Source organism: Streptomyces sp. BRA346, assembly GCF_052851135.1.
Map to the genome: position 1 here is coordinate 296,926 of NZ_JAIWIH010000012.1, position 17,933 is coordinate 314,858.

18 protein-coding genes are annotated in these 17,933 nt (G+C 72.8%); 9 read left to right on the forward strand and 9 right to left on the reverse strand.

Going from position 1 to position 17,933, the window contains the following annotated elements; genetic code table 11:
- Positions 1 to 46: 46 nt before the first annotated feature.
- Entirely contained in the window at positions 47 to 934 is an 888-nt protein-coding gene (locus LCH29_RS17710) for a lysozyme (protein WP_446462685.1), read from the reverse strand.
- 210 nt (positions 935 to 1,144) lie between these two features.
- Here LCH29_RS17710 and LCH29_RS17715 point away from each other — a divergent pair, with 210 nt between their 5' ends.
- Positions 1,145 to 1,678, forward strand: coding sequence for a MarR family winged helix-turn-helix transcriptional regulator (locus LCH29_RS17715; protein WP_446462686.1), 534 nt, complete (start codon positions 1,145 to 1,147; stop codon positions 1,676 to 1,678).
- Positions 1,679 to 1,979: 301 nt separating this feature from the next.
- Here LCH29_RS17715 and LCH29_RS17720 read toward each other — a convergent pair whose 3' ends face one another.
- On the reverse strand, positions 1,980 to 2,750 hold the full coding sequence (locus LCH29_RS17720; RefSeq protein ID WP_446462687.1) for a hypothetical protein: 771 nt from the start codon (positions 2,748 to 2,750) through the stop codon (positions 1,980 to 1,982).
- Positions 2,751 to 3,103: 353 nt separating this feature from the next.
- On the opposite strand from LCH29_RS17720, the gene LCH29_RS17725 reads away from it, so the two are divergent.
- From LCH29_RS17725 to LCH29_RS17745, 5 genes are all read left to right on the forward strand, one after another.
- Positions 3,104 to 6,205, forward strand: a complete 3,102-nt coding sequence (locus LCH29_RS17725; RefSeq protein ID WP_446462688.1) for a nitrate- and nitrite sensing domain-containing protein — start codon at positions 3,104 to 3,106, stop codon at positions 6,203 to 6,205.
- On the forward strand, positions 6,202 to 6,687 hold the full coding sequence (locus tag LCH29_RS17730) for a roadblock/LC7 domain-containing protein (RefSeq protein WP_446462689.1): 486 nt from the start codon (positions 6,202 to 6,204) through the stop codon (positions 6,685 to 6,687). The genes LCH29_RS17725 and LCH29_RS17730 overlap by 4 nt, the downstream gene beginning before the upstream one ends.
- The gene (locus LCH29_RS17735) at positions 6,684 to 7,094 is read left to right on the forward strand and encodes a DUF742 domain-containing protein (protein WP_446462690.1); all 411 of its coding nucleotides are present in this window, start codon (positions 6,684 to 6,686) and stop codon (positions 7,092 to 7,094) included. The genes LCH29_RS17730 and LCH29_RS17735 overlap by 4 nt, the downstream gene beginning before the upstream one ends.
- Before the next feature lie 4 nt (positions 7,095 to 7,098).
- Positions 7,099 to 7,740 carry a GTP-binding protein gene (locus LCH29_RS17740; protein WP_446462691.1) on the forward strand — a complete coding sequence of 214 codons (642 nt, stop codon included), beginning with the start codon at positions 7,099 to 7,101 and terminating at the stop codon, positions 7,738 to 7,740.
- Positions 7,741 to 7,816: 76 nt separating this feature from the next.
- A complete protein-coding gene (locus LCH29_RS17745) occupies positions 7,817 to 9,067 on the forward strand; it encodes a styrene monooxygenase/indole monooxygenase family protein (protein WP_446462692.1) in 1,251 nt (416 codons plus the stop codon).
- A gap of 17 nt (positions 9,068 to 9,084) precedes the next feature.
- Here LCH29_RS17745 and LCH29_RS17750 read toward each other — a convergent pair whose 3' ends face one another.
- The 4 genes from LCH29_RS17750 to LCH29_RS17765 form a co-directional block, all read right to left on the reverse strand.
- Positions 9,085 to 10,362, reverse strand: a complete 1,278-nt coding sequence (locus LCH29_RS17750) for a C40 family peptidase (protein WP_446462693.1) — start codon at positions 10,360 to 10,362, stop codon at positions 9,085 to 9,087.
- 318 nt (positions 10,363 to 10,680) lie between these two features.
- Positions 10,681 to 10,947: a hypothetical protein gene (locus LCH29_RS17755; RefSeq protein WP_446462694.1), complete on the reverse strand. Its 267-nt coding sequence runs from the start codon at positions 10,945 to 10,947 to the stop codon at positions 10,681 to 10,683.
- A gap of 34 nt (positions 10,948 to 10,981) precedes the next feature.
- Complete coding sequence (locus LCH29_RS17760; protein WP_446462695.1) at positions 10,982 to 11,773, reverse strand: TetR/AcrR family transcriptional regulator; 792 nt, start codon at positions 11,771 to 11,773, stop codon at positions 10,982 to 10,984.
- Positions 11,774 to 11,844: 71 nt separating this feature from the next.
- Positions 11,845 to 12,771: an AurF N-oxygenase family protein gene (locus LCH29_RS17765; RefSeq protein WP_446462696.1), complete on the reverse strand. Its 927-nt coding sequence runs from the start codon at positions 12,769 to 12,771 to the stop codon at positions 11,845 to 11,847.
- Between the two features lie 117 nt (positions 12,772 to 12,888).
- On the opposite strand from LCH29_RS17765, the gene LCH29_RS17770 reads away from it, so the two are divergent.
- Positions 12,889 to 13,998, forward strand: coding sequence for a ferritin-like domain-containing protein (locus LCH29_RS17770; RefSeq protein WP_446462697.1), 1,110 nt, complete (start codon positions 12,889 to 12,891; stop codon positions 13,996 to 13,998).
- Positions 13,999 to 14,014: 16 nt separating this feature from the next.
- Here LCH29_RS17770 and LCH29_RS17775 read toward each other — a convergent pair whose 3' ends face one another.
- Together LCH29_RS17775 and speB are read right to left on the reverse strand one after the other, a co-directional pair.
- Positions 14,015 to 14,248 (reverse strand): hypothetical protein, encoded by a 234-nt coding sequence (locus LCH29_RS17775; RefSeq protein ID WP_446462749.1) that lies wholly within the window; start codon positions 14,246 to 14,248, stop codon positions 14,015 to 14,017.
- Positions 14,188 to 15,192, reverse strand: a complete 1,005-nt coding sequence (speB, locus tag LCH29_RS17780; protein WP_446462745.1) for an agmatinase — start codon at positions 15,190 to 15,192, stop codon at positions 14,188 to 14,190. Before speB ends, LCH29_RS17775 begins: the two co-directional genes overlap by 61 nt.
- Positions 15,193 to 15,605: 413 nt before the next feature.
- Here speB and LCH29_RS17785 point away from each other — a divergent pair, with 413 nt between their 5' ends.
- Positions 15,606 to 16,118 (forward strand): GNAT family N-acetyltransferase, encoded by a 513-nt coding sequence (locus tag LCH29_RS17785; RefSeq protein ID WP_446462698.1) that lies wholly within the window; start codon positions 15,606 to 15,608, stop codon positions 16,116 to 16,118.
- Positions 16,118 to 16,960: a polysaccharide deacetylase family protein gene (locus tag LCH29_RS17790; protein ID WP_446462699.1), complete on the forward strand. Its 843-nt coding sequence runs from the start codon at positions 16,118 to 16,120 to the stop codon at positions 16,958 to 16,960. Before LCH29_RS17785 ends, LCH29_RS17790 begins: the two co-directional genes overlap by 1 nt.
- A gap of 10 nt (positions 16,961 to 16,970) precedes the next feature.
- On the opposite strand, the gene LCH29_RS17795 is transcribed toward LCH29_RS17790, so the two are convergent.
- The gene (locus LCH29_RS17795; protein ID WP_446462700.1) at positions 16,971 to 17,888 is read right to left on the reverse strand and encodes a LysR family transcriptional regulator; all 918 of its coding nucleotides are present in this window, start codon (positions 17,886 to 17,888) and stop codon (positions 16,971 to 16,973) included.
- Positions 17,889 to 17,933: the final 45 nt, after the last annotated feature.

The following is a 17,933-nucleotide window of genomic DNA, read 5'->3' on the forward strand; positions in this document are numbered from 1 at the left end:
CCGGAGGGCGAGGAGCACCCGTGTGTGGGGTGTGGCTGGGCCCGGCTCAGCCGTTGGCGAGCGCCTTCAGCCGGTCGATCGCGCCGTTGAACAGGTTGTGGTCGCCGACCGTCGGGCCGGAGGAGGTGTACTGCCAGATGGTGTGGAAGCCCCAGCCCGCCGGCAGCTCACCGACGGAGGAGCCGTACCGCGGGATCCACAGCGGATTGATGCTGCCGAAGGCGCTGGAGTTGCCGGTGCAGCTCTTCCACCAGCTGGTAGAGGTGTAGATCACCGGGTCGCGGCCGGTGCGCGACTTGTAGGTGCTGGTGAAGTCCTTGATCCAGCTGACCATCCCGCTGGCGCTCTTGCCGTAACAGGTGGCGCCGTAGGGGTTGTACTCCATGTCCAGCGCGCCCGGCAGCGTCTTGCCGTCCTTGCTCCAGCCGCCGCCGTGGTCCACGAAGTAGTTGGCCTGGGCGGCGCCGGAGGAGTTGTCCGGCAGCGCGAAGTGGTACGCGCCGCGGATCATGCCGACGTCGTACGAGCCGTTGTACTGCTGGGCGAAGTACGGATTGGTGTAGCTGGTGCCCTCGGTCGCCTTGACGTAGGCGAACTTGACCCCGCTGCTCCAGAGGGTCGACCAGGCGACGTTGCCCTGGTGGCTGCTGACATCGACGCCTTCGACGGTGGCGAGCAGGTCGGCCGGCGACGGCGTCTCGCCGGTCGTGGAACCGCCCTCGTGTTTGAGGATCTGCGAACCCGCCCAGTCGTCCTCGGGGTGGGGGATGGTCTTCGTGCCGCCGTTCACGGTCGGCTCGTCGTCGGCGCTGTCGGCGAACGCGGAGCCGGACAGCGCGAAGGACGCGGTGAGGAGAGCGGAGAGGAGGGCGGCGAGCAGGCCGATCAGCGCGCTGGGGGTGCGCCGGGTGGGGCCGGGTCTGTGCACAGGCATGGCGTGCCTCCGAAGCCTCGGTGGGGGGAGCGGGGAACACATGCGGTTGGGATGGCCATGTCATAAATGACGCTACGGGCGTAGATAGCAACGGGGAAGACTCGGGGCGGGCTGCCGTTGGTCTAATCCTGCGAAATACTGATGGAGCTGCGGTAACAGCCGTGCGTGCAAGAAACTTTCACGATGTGAAAACGCGGAGAGGGCTCTGACGTGCACAACAACGGGGCAACGCCCCCCGAGGAGGGCGAGGGCGGCACCGTGGGTGGAATTGGTGTGGACCACGCGTTCCTGGCGCTGGAGCGCGAATTGGCGGTCTTCCTCCGCCGCGCCCGCGCCTCCTCGGGCGAATTGGCCCGCGAGGTCCACCCCGACCTGGAATCCGCCGCGTACGGGCTGCTGATGCGCCTGGAGGACGCGGGGGAGCAGCGTGCGACGGACCTCGCGGCCTACATCGGTGTGGGCAAGGCGACGATGAGCCGTCAGCTGCGCGCGCTGGAGGGGCTCGGGCTGGTGACCCGGGCGCCCGACCCGGCGGACGGCCGGGCCTTCCTGGTGCAGCTGACGGACGAGGGCCGGGCCCGCTTCCGACGGGTCCGGATCGCCCGCCGCGCGCGGTACGCCCGCCGGCTCGCCGCCTGGGAGCGCAGCGAGGTCGCCGAACTCGCGCGGCTGCTGCACCGGTTGAACAGTACGCAGGAAGCCGACGAGCCCGGGCAGACGGCCCGCGCGGAGGGGGAGCAGTAGGGCGCTCATGTACGTCAGGATCCGCGAGCCGCGCGGATCCGGCGACGTGAGTGTGGCGACTGCGGTACCCGGGCCTCAAGACTGCGGTACCCGGCCCCTGAAGGCTGCGGCATCCGGTGCCCGCTGAGGGCCCGGCAGGGGCACGTGACACGAGTGCGGCCGCTGAAGGCCCGGCAGGGTCGGGCGCCGCGGCTCTGCGGGGACGGCCGTCACAGGCGCGGCCGCTCAGGCCGTGGTCCGGGATCCGCGAGTGGCGCCGTCCGCGGCCCGACCGGGCGGACCGTCGCGCGAGCGCGGGCCGCTACGGCTCGACGAGGACGGCCGCCGCGTCATCGTGGGCCTTGCCCCGGGGGAAGGCCGTCCGGTCCGGGTCGGCCTGCTCCGCCGCCCGCACCCGGTCGATCAGCGCCTGCGGACCCTCCTTGCGCAGCAGCCCGAGGCAGGCGGCCCAGTCGCCCTCGTGGAACACCTCGACCCAGCGCGACGCCCCGTCGGTGAGGGCCGCCAGCGCCCGTACCTCCGTGCGCGGCAGGCTGCCGGTGACCGCCTTGGCGGTCACCGCCGGATCGGCCGCGGCGGTGAAGAAGCCGCCCTCGACGTTGCGCAGCGGGCCCACCCGCCGCCCCTCGGCGCGCAGCCGGTCGATGCGGTCGTCGAGCACGGCCGTCACTGCGCCCCCGGTCCGCTCGATGAGCAGGACGGAGTCGGAGAGCACCAGGTACTCGACCCGGTCCCCGTCCCAGCGCGCCGCGACCACGGTGGCCTGAGGGGTCAGAGGGTGAGAAAGGTCACAAGTTGAACTATGTGCCTCTGCGGTGCGCCCGATCGCGTACGCGAGGCAGTCGGCCAGCGACGCGTCCCGCCGTGAACCGGCCAGCTCCAGCAGCGCGCCGCCGAGCCGGGTGGTGTACCAGGGCACGCCGTGGGCGCATCCGGCGTCGCCCTCGGGCGGGGTCACCCCGTCCAGCACCACGAGCGCGCCGCCCTGTCCCGACGCGGGCAGGGCTACCGACGCGTAGTCCTCGTTGGGGCGCCGCGGGTCGCCGGGGGCGGTCGCCAGTTCGATGCGCATGCCGTCAGTCTGCCGGACGGCCGCCGGTGGCTCACCGGTGGCTCCCGTTCCGGGGCGCGGCCGCGGAAGGTGGGCAGGGGGATGCGCATCCTGCCAGGACGGACAAGCGTTTTCCAGCCCGGGAATTTCGGCCGCCGGGTATGGTCCGTGACGGAAGTTGGTGCTCAACTACGCAATGCGGTTCACTCGTTCGGGTGGGCCGGGTGGGTGATGCATATCCGCCCCGGAGTCGTCCCTGCAAGGGTCGGAATCCCCACCAGGGGTGGGGATTCACAAGAGTTGATCCGTCGTCACCTCTGAACCACAGCGGTCTGGAACCACAGCGGTCGGGCGAGAAAAGATGGTGAGCACCGGTGCGGAAGAAGCGGCTTCGGGGCACCAAGCGCGAGCACATCAGTGAGCCCCGCGATCAGCACGAGCGGGGGTCTGCCGAAGGGACCCCTCCGGCGGCCGGGCCCGTTCCCGAGGCTCCGGAGCCCCAGCCCCCGCGCGGGCGCACCGCGCGCGTCCGCAACCGGCTGACCGCGTCCGTCGCCCTCGTCTCCGTCGCCGTCCTCGCCGCCGGTGCCCCCGCCGTCCTCGGCGCCCTCGACGACGCCACCGAGGCCCAGGAGCTGGTCGACCTCGCCGAGACCAACCGCGGCACGGTGGCCCTCGCCCACTCCCTCGCCGACGAGCGCGACGCGATGACGGCGTTCGTCGCCGCGGGCCGCACCACCTCCGCCGGGGGTGGCGTCTCCGAGGACCAGCGGGCCCGCGTCGACCGGCAGGTCGAGGAGGTGCGCGGACGGGTCCCGGCCGCCCTCGGCGCGTTACTGGACACCCTCCCCGAGATCCGTCAGCAGGCCCTGACCGGCAAGGGATCGTCCCTCGACGTCTTCGACGCGTACACCGAGGCCGTCCAGGCGCTGAACCGGGTCGCCGACGCCCTCGCCCGCAAGCTCCCGGCCGACGCCGACACCGGCCCGGCCCCCGCGCTCGCCCCGCTCGGCCGCGCCGTGGAGCAGGCGTCCGCCACCCGGGGGCTGCTGCTCGCCGCGCTCGCCGACCACGGCGGACGGAACCGGCTGACCGCGGCCGCCCAGCGCACCGAGGTGCGGGAGCAGTCCGCGCTCGCCGACTTCCAGCAGCTCGCCCCGGACTCCGCGCGCGACGCCTACGGCCGCACCGTCAACGGCACCGAGGTCACCACCGCCGAGCGCTACCTCGCCCGGCTCACCGATCAGCCCCGGCTCTCCGGCCAGGACCTGTTCGTCGACAAGAGCCGCCTCGAAACCGCCCTGACCGCCCGCATCGACCGGATGCGCGGCGCCGAGTCCGCGCTCGCCTCCGCCGAGGTCACCCGGCTCGGGCAGCTGCGCGACGACGACGTCACCGCCCTCGAGGTGAGCATCGCCCTGGCCGGTGCATGTCTGCTGCTCGCCCTCGGCACCAGCATCCACAGCGCCCGCTCGATGACCCGCCCGCTGGCCGCGCTGCGGCTCGGCGCCCGCCGGGTCGCCGCCGACCCGGCCGCCGAGGAGCCGATCGCCTTCAAGGGGCGCGACGACGAGTTCGCCGACGCCGTACGGGCCGTCAACGAGCTCCACCAGGCCGCGCTGCGCCACCACGAGCGCCTGACCCGGCTCGACGGCGACCGCACCCGGCTGATCGGTGAGCGGCAGCGGCTGGCCGACGAGGCGGACGGGCTGCGCGCCGAACGGGACGCGGTTGCCACCCGGCTGGAGGGGCTGCGCGCCCGGGTCCACAGCAGCTTCGTCAACCTGGCGCTGCGCAGCCTCGGCCTGATCGAACGCCAACTGGCGATCATCGAGTCCATGGAGGAGCAGGAGCAGGACCCCGACCGGCTCGAAACGCTCTTCCAGCTCGACCACCTCGCCACCGGCATGCGCCGCTACGGCGAGAACCTGCTGATCGTCGCGGGCTCCGAGCACCAGGCGAACCACCCCGGCCCGGTGCCGCTGCTGGACGTGCTGCGCGCCTCGATCAGCGAGGTCGAGCGGTACGACCGGGTGCACCTCCAGTCGCTGCCGCCGCACGCCCAGGTCGCCGGGTTCGCCGCGGACAGCATCAGCCATCTGATCGCGGAACTGCTGGAGAACGCCACGGCGTTCTCGCCCCCGGACGTACCGGTGCAGGTGTCCGGCTGGCTGCTGGAGAGCGGCGAGGTCATGCTCTCCGTCCAGGACGAGGGCATCGGCATGACGCCCGAGCGCCTCGCCGAGCTGAACGAACGGCTCGCCGACAAGGTCCCCGAGTACTGCCAGGGCCCGCAGCCGGACGATCCGCTGGGGCTCGGCCTGTACGTGGTGACCCGGCTCGCCGCGCGGCACGGCGTACGGGTGTCGCTGCGCGAGCAGCAGCCGGGCGGGATCGCCGCCGTCGTCGTCCTGCCCACCAGGATCCTCCCGGCGGGCCCGCCCGGCGCCGGGCTCCCGCCCGCCCCGCCCGCCGCCACGACCGGCACCGGCCTGACCGCCTTCCCGGGCTTCCCGGGCGCCGCGGCCGAGGCCAACGGCAACACCCTCCCGTCCCAGGACCGTCCGGGGGCGCCTGTCCCCGCCGCGGCTTCCGGAAGCGCCGCGGCCGGTGCGGACGAGCCGGGCGACGCCGCGGCGGACGTGCCCGGTGACACGGCGACCATGCCGCTCGGCGGCACCGGCGTGCCGGGCCAGCGCCGTCCCGAGCCGACCCCCGAGGAGCCGCCCGCCGCGCAGGACGCGGGCCCCGAGCCGGTGTCGTGGGCGGCACCCGGCGAGGCCTGGGCGGGCGCCGCGGACGAGGATCCGTACCGCATGGAGCCGACGCCGCCGCGCGGGCACCCGGCCCCCGGCACGGGGGAGGAGCTGCCGGTCCTGCCGAAGCGCACCCCGAAGGCGCAGACGCCCGGGGCCACGGATCCTGCCGCGCCCGCCGAGCCCACCGTGCCCGCCGCCGAACGCACGATGGAGCTGACCGTGCCCGGCGGCGAGCCGCCGTTCGACAGCCGCGCCGTACGGCCCGCCGGTGCGGACGCCTGGGGCCCGGCGGAGCCGTCCGGCGCGGCGGATCCGGCCGATCCGGTCGACCCGTACGCGATCGGCCCCGACCAGCACTCCCGCGCCCCGGAGCCGACCGGCGAACTGCGCCGCACGGACAAGGGACTTCCCAAGCGGACACCGCGGAACGTGGCCCGCCGCGACCCCGACCCGCAGGAGCGGACGGGGTCGGTGAACGCGGAGGAATTGCGGCGTAGGCTGGGCGGGTTTCAGCGCGGTGCGCGGGACGGCCGACGGGACGCGGAGGCCGAGATCGCCGCACGTGACACGGCCGGAGAGCAGGGCACGGCGTCCGGGCAGCAGGGCACGGCCGGAGAGCGGGGCACGGCCGCAGAGCAGCGCACGGCCGGGCAGCGGGGCACGGCGCAAACGGGGGCGCAGGACGGGGGCGGCACGGTTGAGGAGGCACGCGGGTGAATGCGCCCAGTAGTACCTACGGGTTGAGTTCCGAGGCCCGTAATCTGCACTGGCTGCTGTCGAGCCTGGTCGAGGAGGTGCCCGGCGTCCGCTCGGTGGCCGTCGTCTCGTCCGACGGGCTGATGCTGCTGTCCTCCGACGCGCGGCACACCGCCGCCCCCGCGGCCCCGACCACCCAGGACGGCCCGAAGGGCTCCACCGCGGACCTCGCGACGATCGTGTCGGGGCTGGGCAGTCTGACGCTCGGCGCGGCGAAGCTGATGGACGGCGGTAGCGTCAAGCAGACGGTGGTGGCGATGGACGATGGCAGTCTCTTCGTCATGGCGATCAGCGACGGTTCGCTGCTGGGGGTGCACGCCACCCCGGACTGCGACATGGCCGTCGTCGCGTACCACATGGCGCTGTTCGTGGGCCGGGCCGGGCATGTGCTCACCCCCGAACTGCGCTCCGAACTACGGAGGTCGCTGGAGTCGACGCAGTGACGGCAGAGTCGTCCGGCCGGGGCGCGCGCAGACCGGCCCGGGTGCGTCCGTACTCGCTCACCGGTGGCCGCACCCGCTCGGGACACGTGCTGCTGGTGGAGACGTTCGTGGCGTCGCTGGAGCCCGCCGACGGGCCGGTGGACGGGCCGGGTGACCCGGTGCCGACGGCCGGTACTCCCGGGCCGCGGATGCTGCCGGAGATACGGGCCATCATCGAGCTGTGCCGCAGGATGCGTTCGGTCGCGGAGGTCTCCGCGATGCTCAAGATTCCGCTGGGCGTGGTACGCGTCCTGCTCAGCGACCTCGCCGACCAGGGAAAGATCCGTGTGTACGGCACCGGGCGGGGCCCGGGACAGCCGGATCGCGCGTTGCTCGAAAGGGTGCTCGTTGGACTTCGCAGACTCTGAGACGATGACGGTGACGCCGCCGCATGTGTCGGAGATACCCGGTGCCGGTATGCCCGGCGCCGAAGAGAAACTTCAGAGCTGGCAGACAGACCGTTCGCGGGCACCGATCGCCACCAAGATAGTGATAGCGGGGGGTTTCGGCGTCGGGAAGACGACGTTCGTGGGCTCGGTCTCGGAGATCACTCCGCTTCAGACCGAGGCCCTGATGACGCAGGCCAGCGAGGACGTGGACGACCTCGGCGCGACGCCCGAGAAGCTGACCACGACCGTCGCGATGGACTTCGGGCGGATCACGCTCGAATCCGATCTGGTGCTCTACCTCTTCGGCACCCCGGGCCAGCAGCGGTTCTGGTTCATGTGGGACGACCTGATGCGCGGGGCGATCGGGGCGGTCGTGATGGCCGACACCCGGCGGCTGGAGGACAGCTTCCCGGCGCTGGACTACTTCGAGACTCTCGGCCTGCCGTACGTGGTGGCGGTCAACCACTTCGAGGGGACCCCGCTCTACGGTCCCGAGGACGTCCGGGACGCGCTCTCCGTATCGCCCGGGGTACCGGTGGTGACCATGGACGCGCGGCAGCGGGTCACGGTGGTGGACGCGCTGCTCGCCCTGGTGGGCCACGCGGTTGACGTCTCACCCGGGTGAACTAACCTCAGCTCCGCTCGCGGAATGGAATGCCCCGTTCCTCTTCCTGTCCTGAGCCTGAGAGAGAGCTACAGCCATGCGGAAAATACTCATCGTCGGAGCCGGACAGTCCGGTCTCCAACTCGCCCTCGGACTCCAGGCCGAGGGCTACGAGGTCACCTTGATGGCCAACCGCACGGCTGAGGAGATCCGCTCCGGGCGCGTCATGTCCACGCAGTGCATGTTCCACACCGCGCTCCAGCACGAGCGCGACCTGAAGCTCAACTTCTGGGAGGAGCGGGCGCCGCGCATCGAGGGCCTCGGTGTGTCCGTCGCCGGGCCGCCGACGCCCGAGGGGCCGCACACCCGTGCCATCGACTGGGTCGGACGGCTCGACGGGTACGCCCAGTCCGTCGACCAGCGGATCAAGATGGCGGGCTGGATGGAGCTGTTCGAACAGCGCGGCGGCCAACTGGTCATCCACGGTGTGTCCGTCTCCGACCTGGACTTCTTCACCCAGAGCCACGATCTGGTGCTGGTGGCCGCGGGCAAGGGCGAACTGGTCTCGCTCTTCGGCCGCGACGCCGCCCGCTCCCCGTACGACACCCCGCAGCGCGCGCTGGCCGTCTCGTACGTGCACGGTCTCGGCCCGCGCCCCGAGCACCCGGACTACGACGCGGTGCGCTGCAACCTGGTCCCCGGCGTCGGCGAGCTGTTCGTCATGCCGACCCTCACCACCAGCGGGCGCGCCGACATCCTCTTCTGGGAGGGCGTCCCGGGCGGTCCGGTCGACGCGTTCCAGGGCGTCACCGACCCGTCCGAACACCTGGCCACCACGCTGGAGCTGATGGAGCGGTTCACCCCGTGGGAGTACGCGCGGGCCACCAAGGTCGAGCTGACCGACGCGGGCGGCACGCTCGCCGGGCGGTACGCCCCGACCGTACGCCACCCGATCGGCGAACTGCCCGGCGGCGGCCTGGTGCTCGGCGTCGCCGACGTCGTGGTCGCCAACGACCCGATCACCGGCCAGGGCTCCAACTCGGCCGCCAAGTGCGCCGCGTCCTACCTGGACAGCATCGTCGCCCACGGCGACCGGCCGTTCGACGCCGCGTGGATGCGGGACACCTTCGACCGCTACTGGGCGACCGCGCAGCACGTCACCAAGTGGACGAACGCGATGCTCGCCCCGCCGCCGGAGCACATCGTGGAACTGCTGGGCGCGGCGGGCGGCCTGCCGCCGGTGGCCGACCGGATCGCCAACGGCTTCGACGACCCGTCCGACTTCGAGCACTTCTTCTACGAGCCGGAGAAGGCGGCCGCTTATCTGGCCTCGGTGGGCGGAGCCTAGCGCCTGGCGGACATCTCCTAGCGCCCGCCCGCGCCCGGACGGACCACGCCCTGCACCGGGTTGGACGCGAGCGGGGAGAGCCGCACGGTGGTGCCGGGCCGGGGCGCCTGCACCACCTGGCCGGCGCCCGCGTAGATCGCCACATGGCTCGCGCCCTTGTTGTAGATCACCAGGTCGCCCGGGCGGATCTGGCTGAGCGGGATCCTCGGCAGCCGTCGCCACTGCTCCTGGCTGGTGCGCGGGATGACCCGCCCGGCGTGCGCCCACGCCTGGGAGGTCAGCCCCGAGCAGTCGAAGGCGTTCGGCCCCTCGGCGCCCCACACATACGGCTTGCCGATCTGGTTGAGCGCCCACCGCAGCGCCCGCTGCCCGGCCGACGCCGAGGCCATCGGGAGGCGCCCGGGGGTCTTCGGCACCGTGGCGGTGTTGCCCGTGCCGCCGCCCGTGCCGCCGCCCGTTCCCCTGGCCGGGCGGCTCGGGGTCTGGGCGGCGCCCGAGCCCTGACCGCCGCCGGTGTCCTGGCCGCCGCCCGGGTCCGTGCCCGTGCCCTGGGCACCGGGGTCCGGGGTGGGCGGCGGCGGGGCGGCGCTCTGGGCCCGGCCGTTGCCCAACACCCCGGAGGCGATCAGTTTGCGCTGCGCCTTGTCGGTCTCCTCGCGCTCCTTCTCCGCCACCTGGGTGATCTGGCGGGTGGTCAGCGAGGCGAGCATCTTCTCGATCTTCGTGAGCCGCTTCTTGACCTTGTCGCGCTGTTTCTTCTTCTTCGCGCTCAGCGACAGCTGCTTGTCCAGGGCGGCCCTGGCCCGGGTGGCGAGCGCGTCGGCGTGCCGCTCGCCCTTGGTCAGCCGCTCCACGACGGCGGCCTCCCGCACCGCCGCCCGGTCCAGCTCGCGCGCCTGGTCGGCGGCCTTCTCCGGGTGCGGGGTGAGCAGCGTCAGCAGGAAGGTGTACGTGGAGAGCTGGGTGTGGCCCTGGTACTGCTGGCGGGCCAGCCGCCCCGCGTCCTCCCGGCTGGCTGCCAGGTCGGTGCGGCTGCGGGCGAGGTCCTCGGTCAGGTCCCGGGTCTTGGCCCGCTGTCTGCGCAGCTTCTCCTCGGTCGCGTTGTACGCCTCGGTCGCCTCCTCCGCCTTCCGGTACAGCGTCTTGAGCTGGGTGAGCAGCCCGGCGACGGACCGGTCGGCGGGCCGGGCGGAGGGCTGGGCAGGGGCGGCCGTGGCCGCCGGTACGGGCGGCACGAGCGCCGCGGCCGCGGTGATCGCCGCCGCGCAGACCGAGCCTACGATCCGTCCTGACACGGGCTCACACCTCCGGCTGCGGGAAAGGGGTCCGACGACCACCTCAGCAGGAACGCGGCGTGACAGTCGTACTTTCGGGAGAATGATGGGCGAGTCGGCCCAACACGGTCACCCGTCCGGAGGGCTCGTCACGGCTGGCGGAGTGCAGTGGCGAGTGAGCCGAAGGGGCGCGCCGGTGTCGAAAGGGAAGCGCGCGCAGGGAGCGAGGTACGAGCGACCGAGCACGGTCGACCGTGCGGGGGCACCTCCCAGCGGTAGCTGGGGGACGGCTGGTGGCGCCCCGGAGGCGAACCGAGCCTTCGAAGAGAGGTGAACCGTTCAGGAAGAACGGGACCACGGCCACTTCGGCCCGCCGCCCGGCCTGCCCTCCGGGTCGTACTCGTACCGCCAGCCCCGGATCAGCCCCAGCCGCCGCGTCGTGCCCGCCGGGACGCGGCGGTAGACGTACACGGTCGGCGGTCCACCGGCCTCGTCCGGGACCGGCACCTCGTACGTCTTCGGCGGCTGCCCCGTGGCGCCGACGAGCACCGACAGCACCCGGCCGTCCAGCGGCCCGCCGACGAACGGCGTCTCCTCGCTCCTCACCGCGCCACCTTCCGCCGCGCCGCCCTCATGGCCCTCACAGCAGGTGCCGCGCCTGGCCGAGCACTGGCGCCACGCGCCGCACCAGCGTGCCGACCGGGCCCTGCGCGGGCTCCGTGGCGAGCGCCGCCCGCATCACCCGCGCCGCCTGCGGATCGGTGGCCGCGGTGGCGGTCAGCAGCGCCACGAAGTGGTCCACCAGCCAGTCCCGCAGCTCCCGGGCCGACGGCTGCTTGTTCTCGTCCAGCCAGATCAGCGAGGCCGCCTCGACCGCCGTGATCCAGGTGCGCACCATCATCCGCAGCCGGGCACCGGGTTCCTCGGCGGGCTCCCCGGCCGTCAGATGCAGCAGGATCTGCTCGGCCGCGGCCCGCCGCACCTCGTCCACGATGGCGCTCGTCCGCGAGGTCTCGGCCACGCTGCCGCCGTGCAGCAGCGCGCTGAACCCCGCGTCGTGCTCGTCCACGAAGGTGAGATAGCGGTCCAGTACGTTGCCCAGCCGACCGCTGAGCGGGCCGGTCCGCGGCTCCTCGAAGCACCCCTCCAGCTCGTCGGCGGCGCTGCGCAGCGCCGCCTCGTACAACTGCTGCTTGCCGCCGGGGAAGTAGCGGTAGACGAGCGGCCGGGAGGCGTCGGCGGCCGAGGCGACGTCGTCCAGCGACACGTCCTCGGGCGCGCGGTGGGCGAACAGGCCGAGCGCGGCGGCGATCAGTTCGGCGCGCCGCGCCTCGACGCTGAGCCTGCGGTACGCCCCGCGGCGCACGGTGGCCGGGGGCGCGGCGGTCGCCCGGTCCGCGTCCGCCGGGGCGGTGCCACTGCTCGTCGTCATGCCTGGCAGCGTAACCGCCCTGGGGAAGCTGCCGAGGAGCGGCCCGTTGACCGCGGGGTCCAAGACACCCGCTAGAGCAGGCCGCTGCTCTGCCACAGCTTGCGGCCCGCGCCGCGCAGCACCCCGACGTCGTCGAGGAATTCGGTCAGCCGCCGGGCGCCGCTGCGCATCACCTCGCGGCGGTGACCGCTCGCCCGCACCTGGGCGACGGCCGCCCGCCGGTCGAGGCCGACGTCCGTGTACACCTGGGGGTTGACGAAGGCGAGCGAGAACACCCGGGCGAACTCGCCCGAGCCGACGCGGGTCAGCTCCTTCTCCCAGCGCGGCGCCCGCACCATCTGGCGGCGCAACTCCTCCCGGGCGTACCGCACGTGGCGCGCCTCCTCCACCACATGGATCCGGGTCACCCCGCGCACCAGCGGCTGGACCCGCTCATCGGGGAACGTCAGCCGCTGCATCCAGTCCAGCACCTCCTCGCCGAGCAGGGTGGCGGTGAACGAACCCGGAGTGGTGGAGAACGTCTTGAAGAACCGGCCCAGGTTCTGGTGGAGCCGGGACACCGGATACGCGGGGGTGCCGCCCTTCTCGATGAGCCGGGCGAACATCTTGGAGTGGCGGCACTCGTCGGCGATTTCGGTGAGCGCGTAGCGGACGTGGGCGCTGGTCGGGGACTTGTCGTAGATGTGCCGGGTGAGCAGCTGGATCAGGATGATCTCGAACCAGATGCCGAGCGAGGCCAGCGCCGCCGCCTCGTGCCGCGACAGCAGCATCCGCTGCTCCTCGGACATCCGCCGCCACATCGGGGTGCCGTAGAGGGAGACCAGCTCCGGCGGCCAGAACCACTTGTCCGGCTCGTGCGGCGCGTCCCAGTCCAGCTCGGTGTCGGGGTCGAACGAGTGCCGGGCGGAGGCCAGCAGCAGCCGCTCAGCGACCCGTTCGCGGTCCCTGAGGAGCCCGAGCGCGTCCCGGGGCGCGGCTGATTCGGTCGCGGTCGTCATCGCTGGAGACACCTCGGAGGAATGGTCGCGGCTGGACATCCCTTATGAGACTCTGTGTCAGCAAGCTCGTCAATCCCCGCGGATATGTTTGGTGCGCAGCGAGGCGAAGGAGACGCCGTGTCGACACAGGACCTCTACGCCATGGACCCCGGCGACCCGATGTGGCAGGTGCCCGCCGCCGGCGCCGCCCGGTTCGCTTGGGAGTACGACGACCACCGGGCCCGATTGCTCGCCCTGTACCAGAAGGGCAAGGACAAGCAGTGGGACGCGACGAAGCGGATCGACTGGGACCTGGAGGTCGACCCGTACGACCCGCTCGGCACCCCCGACGAGTCCCTCGCCCTCTACGGCACGCCCCACTGGGACCGGATGTCGGACCGGGAGCGGGCCGAACTGCGCCGCCACGCCGCCTCCTGGCAGTTCAGCCAGTTCCTGCACGGCGAACAGGGCGCGATGGTGTGCGCCGCCCGCATCGTCGAGTCGGCGCCCGACCTGGACGCCAAGTTCTACTCCGCCACCCAGACCATGGACGAGGCCCGCCACGCCGAGCTGTACGGCCGCTTCCTGCACGACAAGATCGGCATGGTCTACCCGATCAACGACAACCTCCAGGCGCTGCTGGGCGACACCCTCCGCGACTCCCGCTGGGACATGGCCTACCTGGGCATGCAGGTCCTCATCGAGGGCCTGGCCCTCGCCGCGTTCGGCCTCATCCGCGACACCACCGACAAGCCCCTGCCGCGGCAGCTCCTCGCCTACGTCATGCAGGACGAGGCCCGCCACGTGGCGTTCGGCCGGATGGCGCTGCGCGACTACTACCGCGACCTGACCGACGCGGAGCTGCGCGAGCGCGAGGAGTTCGTCATCGAGGGCTGCTACCTCATGCGCGACCGGATCCGCGGCGTCGAGGTCCTGGAGAACCTGGGCATCCCGAAGGCCGAGGCCGAGGAGTACGCGGAGCGCTCCCCGTATCTGCACATGTTCCGCAAGCTGCTGTTCAGCCGCATCGTGCCGTGCGTGAAGGACATCGGCCTGTGGGGCGAACGCCTCCAGCGCGCGTACGTCGACATGGGCGTCCTGGAACTCGGCGACAGCAACCTGGACCTGCTGATGAACCAGGACGAGGAGATCGCCCAGCACCTGGACGCCCAGCGCTTCGCCGCCGAGGAGGCCGCCCGGACCGGCGAGGTCGAGGAGGCCATCGCGCAGGGCGCGGCGGAGGACTGAGGGGCCGGCCTGCGCGTCAGGCGGTCGGACGGATGGCTTCCGCGGCCGCCGACGCGAATCCGGCGAGGGAGCGGGGGCAGCGCCAGCGGGATTCCGCCTCGGCGGGGGAGAGGTCGCCGGAGTCGTCGGCCCCGCAGGACCGTATGGCGAGTTCGTCCCAGGACACGTCCTCGGCCGCGGGGTCGCCGATCAGTTCCAGGGCCGCGGGGAAGCCCTCCCCGGCTGCGCCTGCTTCTGCTCCTCCACCCACCGCAGGAAGGCGATCTGCCGGGACATGAGGGTGACCAGCTCGTACGCGGTGTGCGAGGCGGCCACGGAGGTGATGTCGGCGTGGTCGTACGCCGGGGCGACCTCCACCAGGTCGGCGGAGACCAGATGGCAGTCGGCCAGCCCGCGCACGATCTCCAGCAGCTCGCGGGAGGTGAGGCCGCCCGCCTCGGGGGTGCCGGTGCCGGGGGCGTGCGAGGGGTCCAGGACGTCGATGTCCACCGAGATGTAGAGCGGCCGCTTGCCGATCCGCTCCTTGAGCTGCTGCACCACCTCGTCGACCCCGCGCCGCATCACATCGGCGGAGGTGACGATCCCGAAGCCCAGCCTGGTGTCCTCGTCCAGGTCCTCCTTGCGGTACAGCGGTCCGCGGGTGCCGACGTGCGAGAGGGCGGCGGTGTCGAGGATGCCCTCCTCGACCGCCCGGCGGAACGGCGTTCCGTGGGTGTATTCGGCGCCGAAGTACGTGTCCCAGGTGTCCAGGTGCGCGTCGAAGTGCAGCAGCGCCACCGGACCGTGCTTGCGGGCCACCGCCCGCAGGACCGGCAGCGCGATGGTGTGATCGCCGCCCAGCGTCATCAGCTGGGCGCCGGTACACAACAGCTCCTCCGCGCCCGCCTCGATGGCGTCGACGGCCTCGCCGAGGTGGTGCGGATTGGCGGTGATGTCACCGGCGTCCGCGACCTGGACGTAGTGGAACGGGTACGCGTCCTGCGCCGGGTTGTACGGGCGCAGCAGCCGCGACGCCTCCCGGATCGCGTTCCCGCCGAACCGGGCGCCCGGCCGGTACGACACACCGGCGTCGAACGGCACCCCGACCACGGCGATATCCGTCGTGCCGACCTGATCCAGCCGTGGCACCCGCCCGAACGTGGCGGGCCCCGCGAAGTGCAGGGTGCGGTCGGTGTCCTCGGGAGGAATGGGCATGGCCGGATCGCGGGGGATCGCGCTCATGGTGGAACGGGGCCTTTCACGTGGGGGGATCCGCAGTGGTTTCCTGCGTCAACCATTGAAGCCCTGGCATGGGTGATGGCCCACCTCGGGCTCCCCCCTATACGGAACCCCGCCCCTACCCGAACAGCCGGTACCGCCCCGACCCTTCACGGACGTCTGACGCCCGGCGTACGGGGAGAAGTTGAGTCGGACCACAATGATCACCATTCCACCACCGACCCGTTACCGATGGCTTGCTAAGTTTTTGATCACCGCCACCGGAATTGCCGAGGTCATGTGGGGATGGCCCGGGCCGGGGGCGGTCGTGTGAAAGAACGGCCAAAGGGTGCTCTCCACGGCGGTGGGGGGCACCCCTTTGTCCGTGGAATCCGGAGGATGATGGTGGGGTGCGGATTCGAACGAGCACCATCGAGGAACTTCCCCATCTCCAGGAGATAGAGCGCGCCGCCGGGCGGTGCTTCCGGGACATCGGGATGGACGAGATCGCCGACGACGAGCCGCTGACCCTGGCGGAGCTGGGGCGCTACCAGCGCGCCGGGCGGGCCTGGGTCGCGGTGGACGACGGGGACCGGGCCATGGCCTACGTGATCACCGACCCCGTCGACGGGAACACGCACATCGAGCAGATCTCGGTGCATCCGGACAGTGCCCGCCGCGGAGTGGGCCGGGCGCTGATCGAGCACGTCGCGGCCCGGGCCGCCGCTGACCGCGTCCCCGCGCTCACCCTGACCACCTTCGTGGACGTGGCGTGGAACGCCCCCTACTACGCGGCCCGTTGCGGCTTCCGGACCCTGACGGAGGACGAACTGACCCCCGGGCTGTGGCAGATTCGGCGCAGTGAGGCCGGGCACGGGCTGGACCGATGGCCCCGGGTGTGCATGCGCAGGGACACCCTCTGATGGCCACGTCCACCGAGCTGCTGGGCCTGCCCGCCGACGCCCGCGCGCTGCTCCTCAACGCCGACGACTTCGGGATGTACCCGGCCGTCAACACCGCCGTCATCGAGTCCATCGAGCACGGCATCGCGGCGTCGTGCAGCCTGATGGTGCCGTGCCCGGCGGCGCCGCACGCGATGCGACTGCTGCGCGAGCGGCCGCACCTCCCGTTCGGCGTCCATCTCACCCTCGTCCGCGACCTGCCCCGCCTCCCCTGGGGGCCGCTGTCGCCGAAGGAGCGGGTGCCCTCGCTGCTGAACGGGGCGGGCGAGCTGTACGACCACGCCGGGATCCCGGAGCTGCTGGCCCGGGCCCGCCCGGCGGAGGTCGAGCGCGAGTTCCGCGCCCAGATCGACGCCGTACGGGACGCGGGGCTCGCCCCCGCCCACCTGGACTGGCACTGTCTCGCCGACGGCGGCCGCGAGGACATCCGCGATCTGACGCTCACACTGGCCGCCGAGTACGGCCTGGCGGCACGGATCTGGCGCGAACCCGCGCGGCGCGCGCTGCGGCGGCGCGGGCTCCCCGCCCTCGACCACCCGTTCCTGGACAGCTTCAGCCTCGACCTCGACGGCAAGGCGGCCCACTACGCGCGGCTGCTGCATAACCTGCCGCCCGGGCTCAGCGAATGGGCCGTGCACCCGGGGCTGGACGACGCGCACGCCCGGGCGTCCGACCCCGGCGGCTGGCAGGTCCGCAGCACCGACCACGCCTTCCTGACGTCACCGCAGGCCCGCGACATCCTCCGTGAGGAGGGCATCGCCGTGGTCGACTACCGGGCGCTCCAGCGGATCTGGACGGCCTGATGGGGGCGCCTCACAGTCCGGCCCCGCACTCCTCGTCCACGGCCCGCCGCAGCGCCCGTATCCGCGCCGTCTCACCGCCCCGCCGCCACACCAGGCCCAGCATCGAGTCGGGCAGTCCCGCCACCGGGAGCGGCGTGATGTCGCGGCGCCCGTGGTACTCGGCGGTCGGCGCGCACAGCAGCATCCCGCCCCGGCCCGCCGCGACCGCCGTCAGCCCCTCCTGGAGGGTGCGCACCCGCGGGCCGCGGGGGATCGGGCGGCCGCCGGGGGTGACGGGCGGGGCCATGAACTCCCGCCAGTAGCGCGGGGCGGGGTCGGACGGGGCGACGAGCGGGCAGTCGGCCAGCTCCTCGGCGTCCACCGCGCCCCGCTCCGGCCCCGGCCCTCGCTTCGCCAGCCGGTGCCCGGCGCGGACCACCAGCGTCTGCGGCTGCCGGGAGAAGACCGGGCCGAGGACCAGGTCCGGTTCCTCGACGGGCAGACAGACGATCGCCGCGTCCACCTCGCCGTCCCGCACCGCGCCGAACGGATCGGCCATCGGGATCTCCACGGTCTCCGGTTCGCAGCCGGGATGCCGCTCCCGGACGGCCGCCAGCGCCGCCATCACCCGCTCGTCGGCGGCCCCTTGGAAGCCGACGCGCAGCACGCCCGTGAGACCGCGCGCCGCGCCCCGGGCCCCCTCGACCGCCCCGGACAGCGCGTCGTACGCGGGCCGCAGGTCGGCCAGGAACCGCTCACCGAGCGGGGTCAGCCGCACCCGTCGGCTGGTGCGGTCCAGCAGCCGGGCGCCGATCCGCCCCTCCAGCGCGCGCAGCAACTGGCTGACCCTGCTCTGCGACACGTACAGCCGCTCCGCCGCGCGGCCGAAGTGCAACTCCTCGCTGAGCGCGAGAAAACACTCCAGTTCGCGCATCTCCAGCCCGGACACCGGCCTCCCTCCACTGATCCACTCCACTGACCCACTCCACTGATC

Bases quoted from the DNA above. Each gene is read 5' to 3' on its own strand.
- LCH29_RS17740 (WP_446462691.1), top strand. From the start codon at position 7,099: ATGACGGTGACGCCGCCGCATGTGTCGGAGATACCCGGTGCCGGTATG.
- LCH29_RS17720 (WP_446462687.1), bottom strand. From the start codon at position 2,750: ATGCGCATCGAACTGGCGACCGCCCCCGGCGACCCGCGGCGCCCCAAC.
- LCH29_RS17710 (WP_446462685.1), bottom strand. From the start codon at position 934: ATGCCTGTGCACAGACCCGGCCCCACCCGGCGCACCCCCAGCGCGCTG.
- LCH29_RS17745 (WP_446462692.1), top strand. From the start codon at position 7,817: ATGCGGAAAATACTCATCGTCGGAGCCGGACAGTCCGGTCTCCAACTC.
- speB (WP_446462745.1), bottom strand. From the start codon at position 15,192: ATGCCCATTCCTCCCGAGGACACCGACCGCACCCTGCACTTCGCGGGG.
- LCH29_RS17790 (WP_446462699.1), top strand. From the start codon at position 16,118: ATGGCCACGTCCACCGAGCTGCTGGGCCTGCCCGCCGACGCCCGCGCG.
- LCH29_RS17765 (WP_446462696.1), bottom strand. From the start codon at position 12,771: ATGACGACCGCGACCGAATCAGCCGCGCCCCGGGACGCGCTCGGGCTC.
- LCH29_RS17760 (WP_446462695.1), bottom strand. From the start codon at position 11,773: ATGACGACGAGCAGTGGCACCGCCCCGGCGGACGCGGACCGGGCGACC.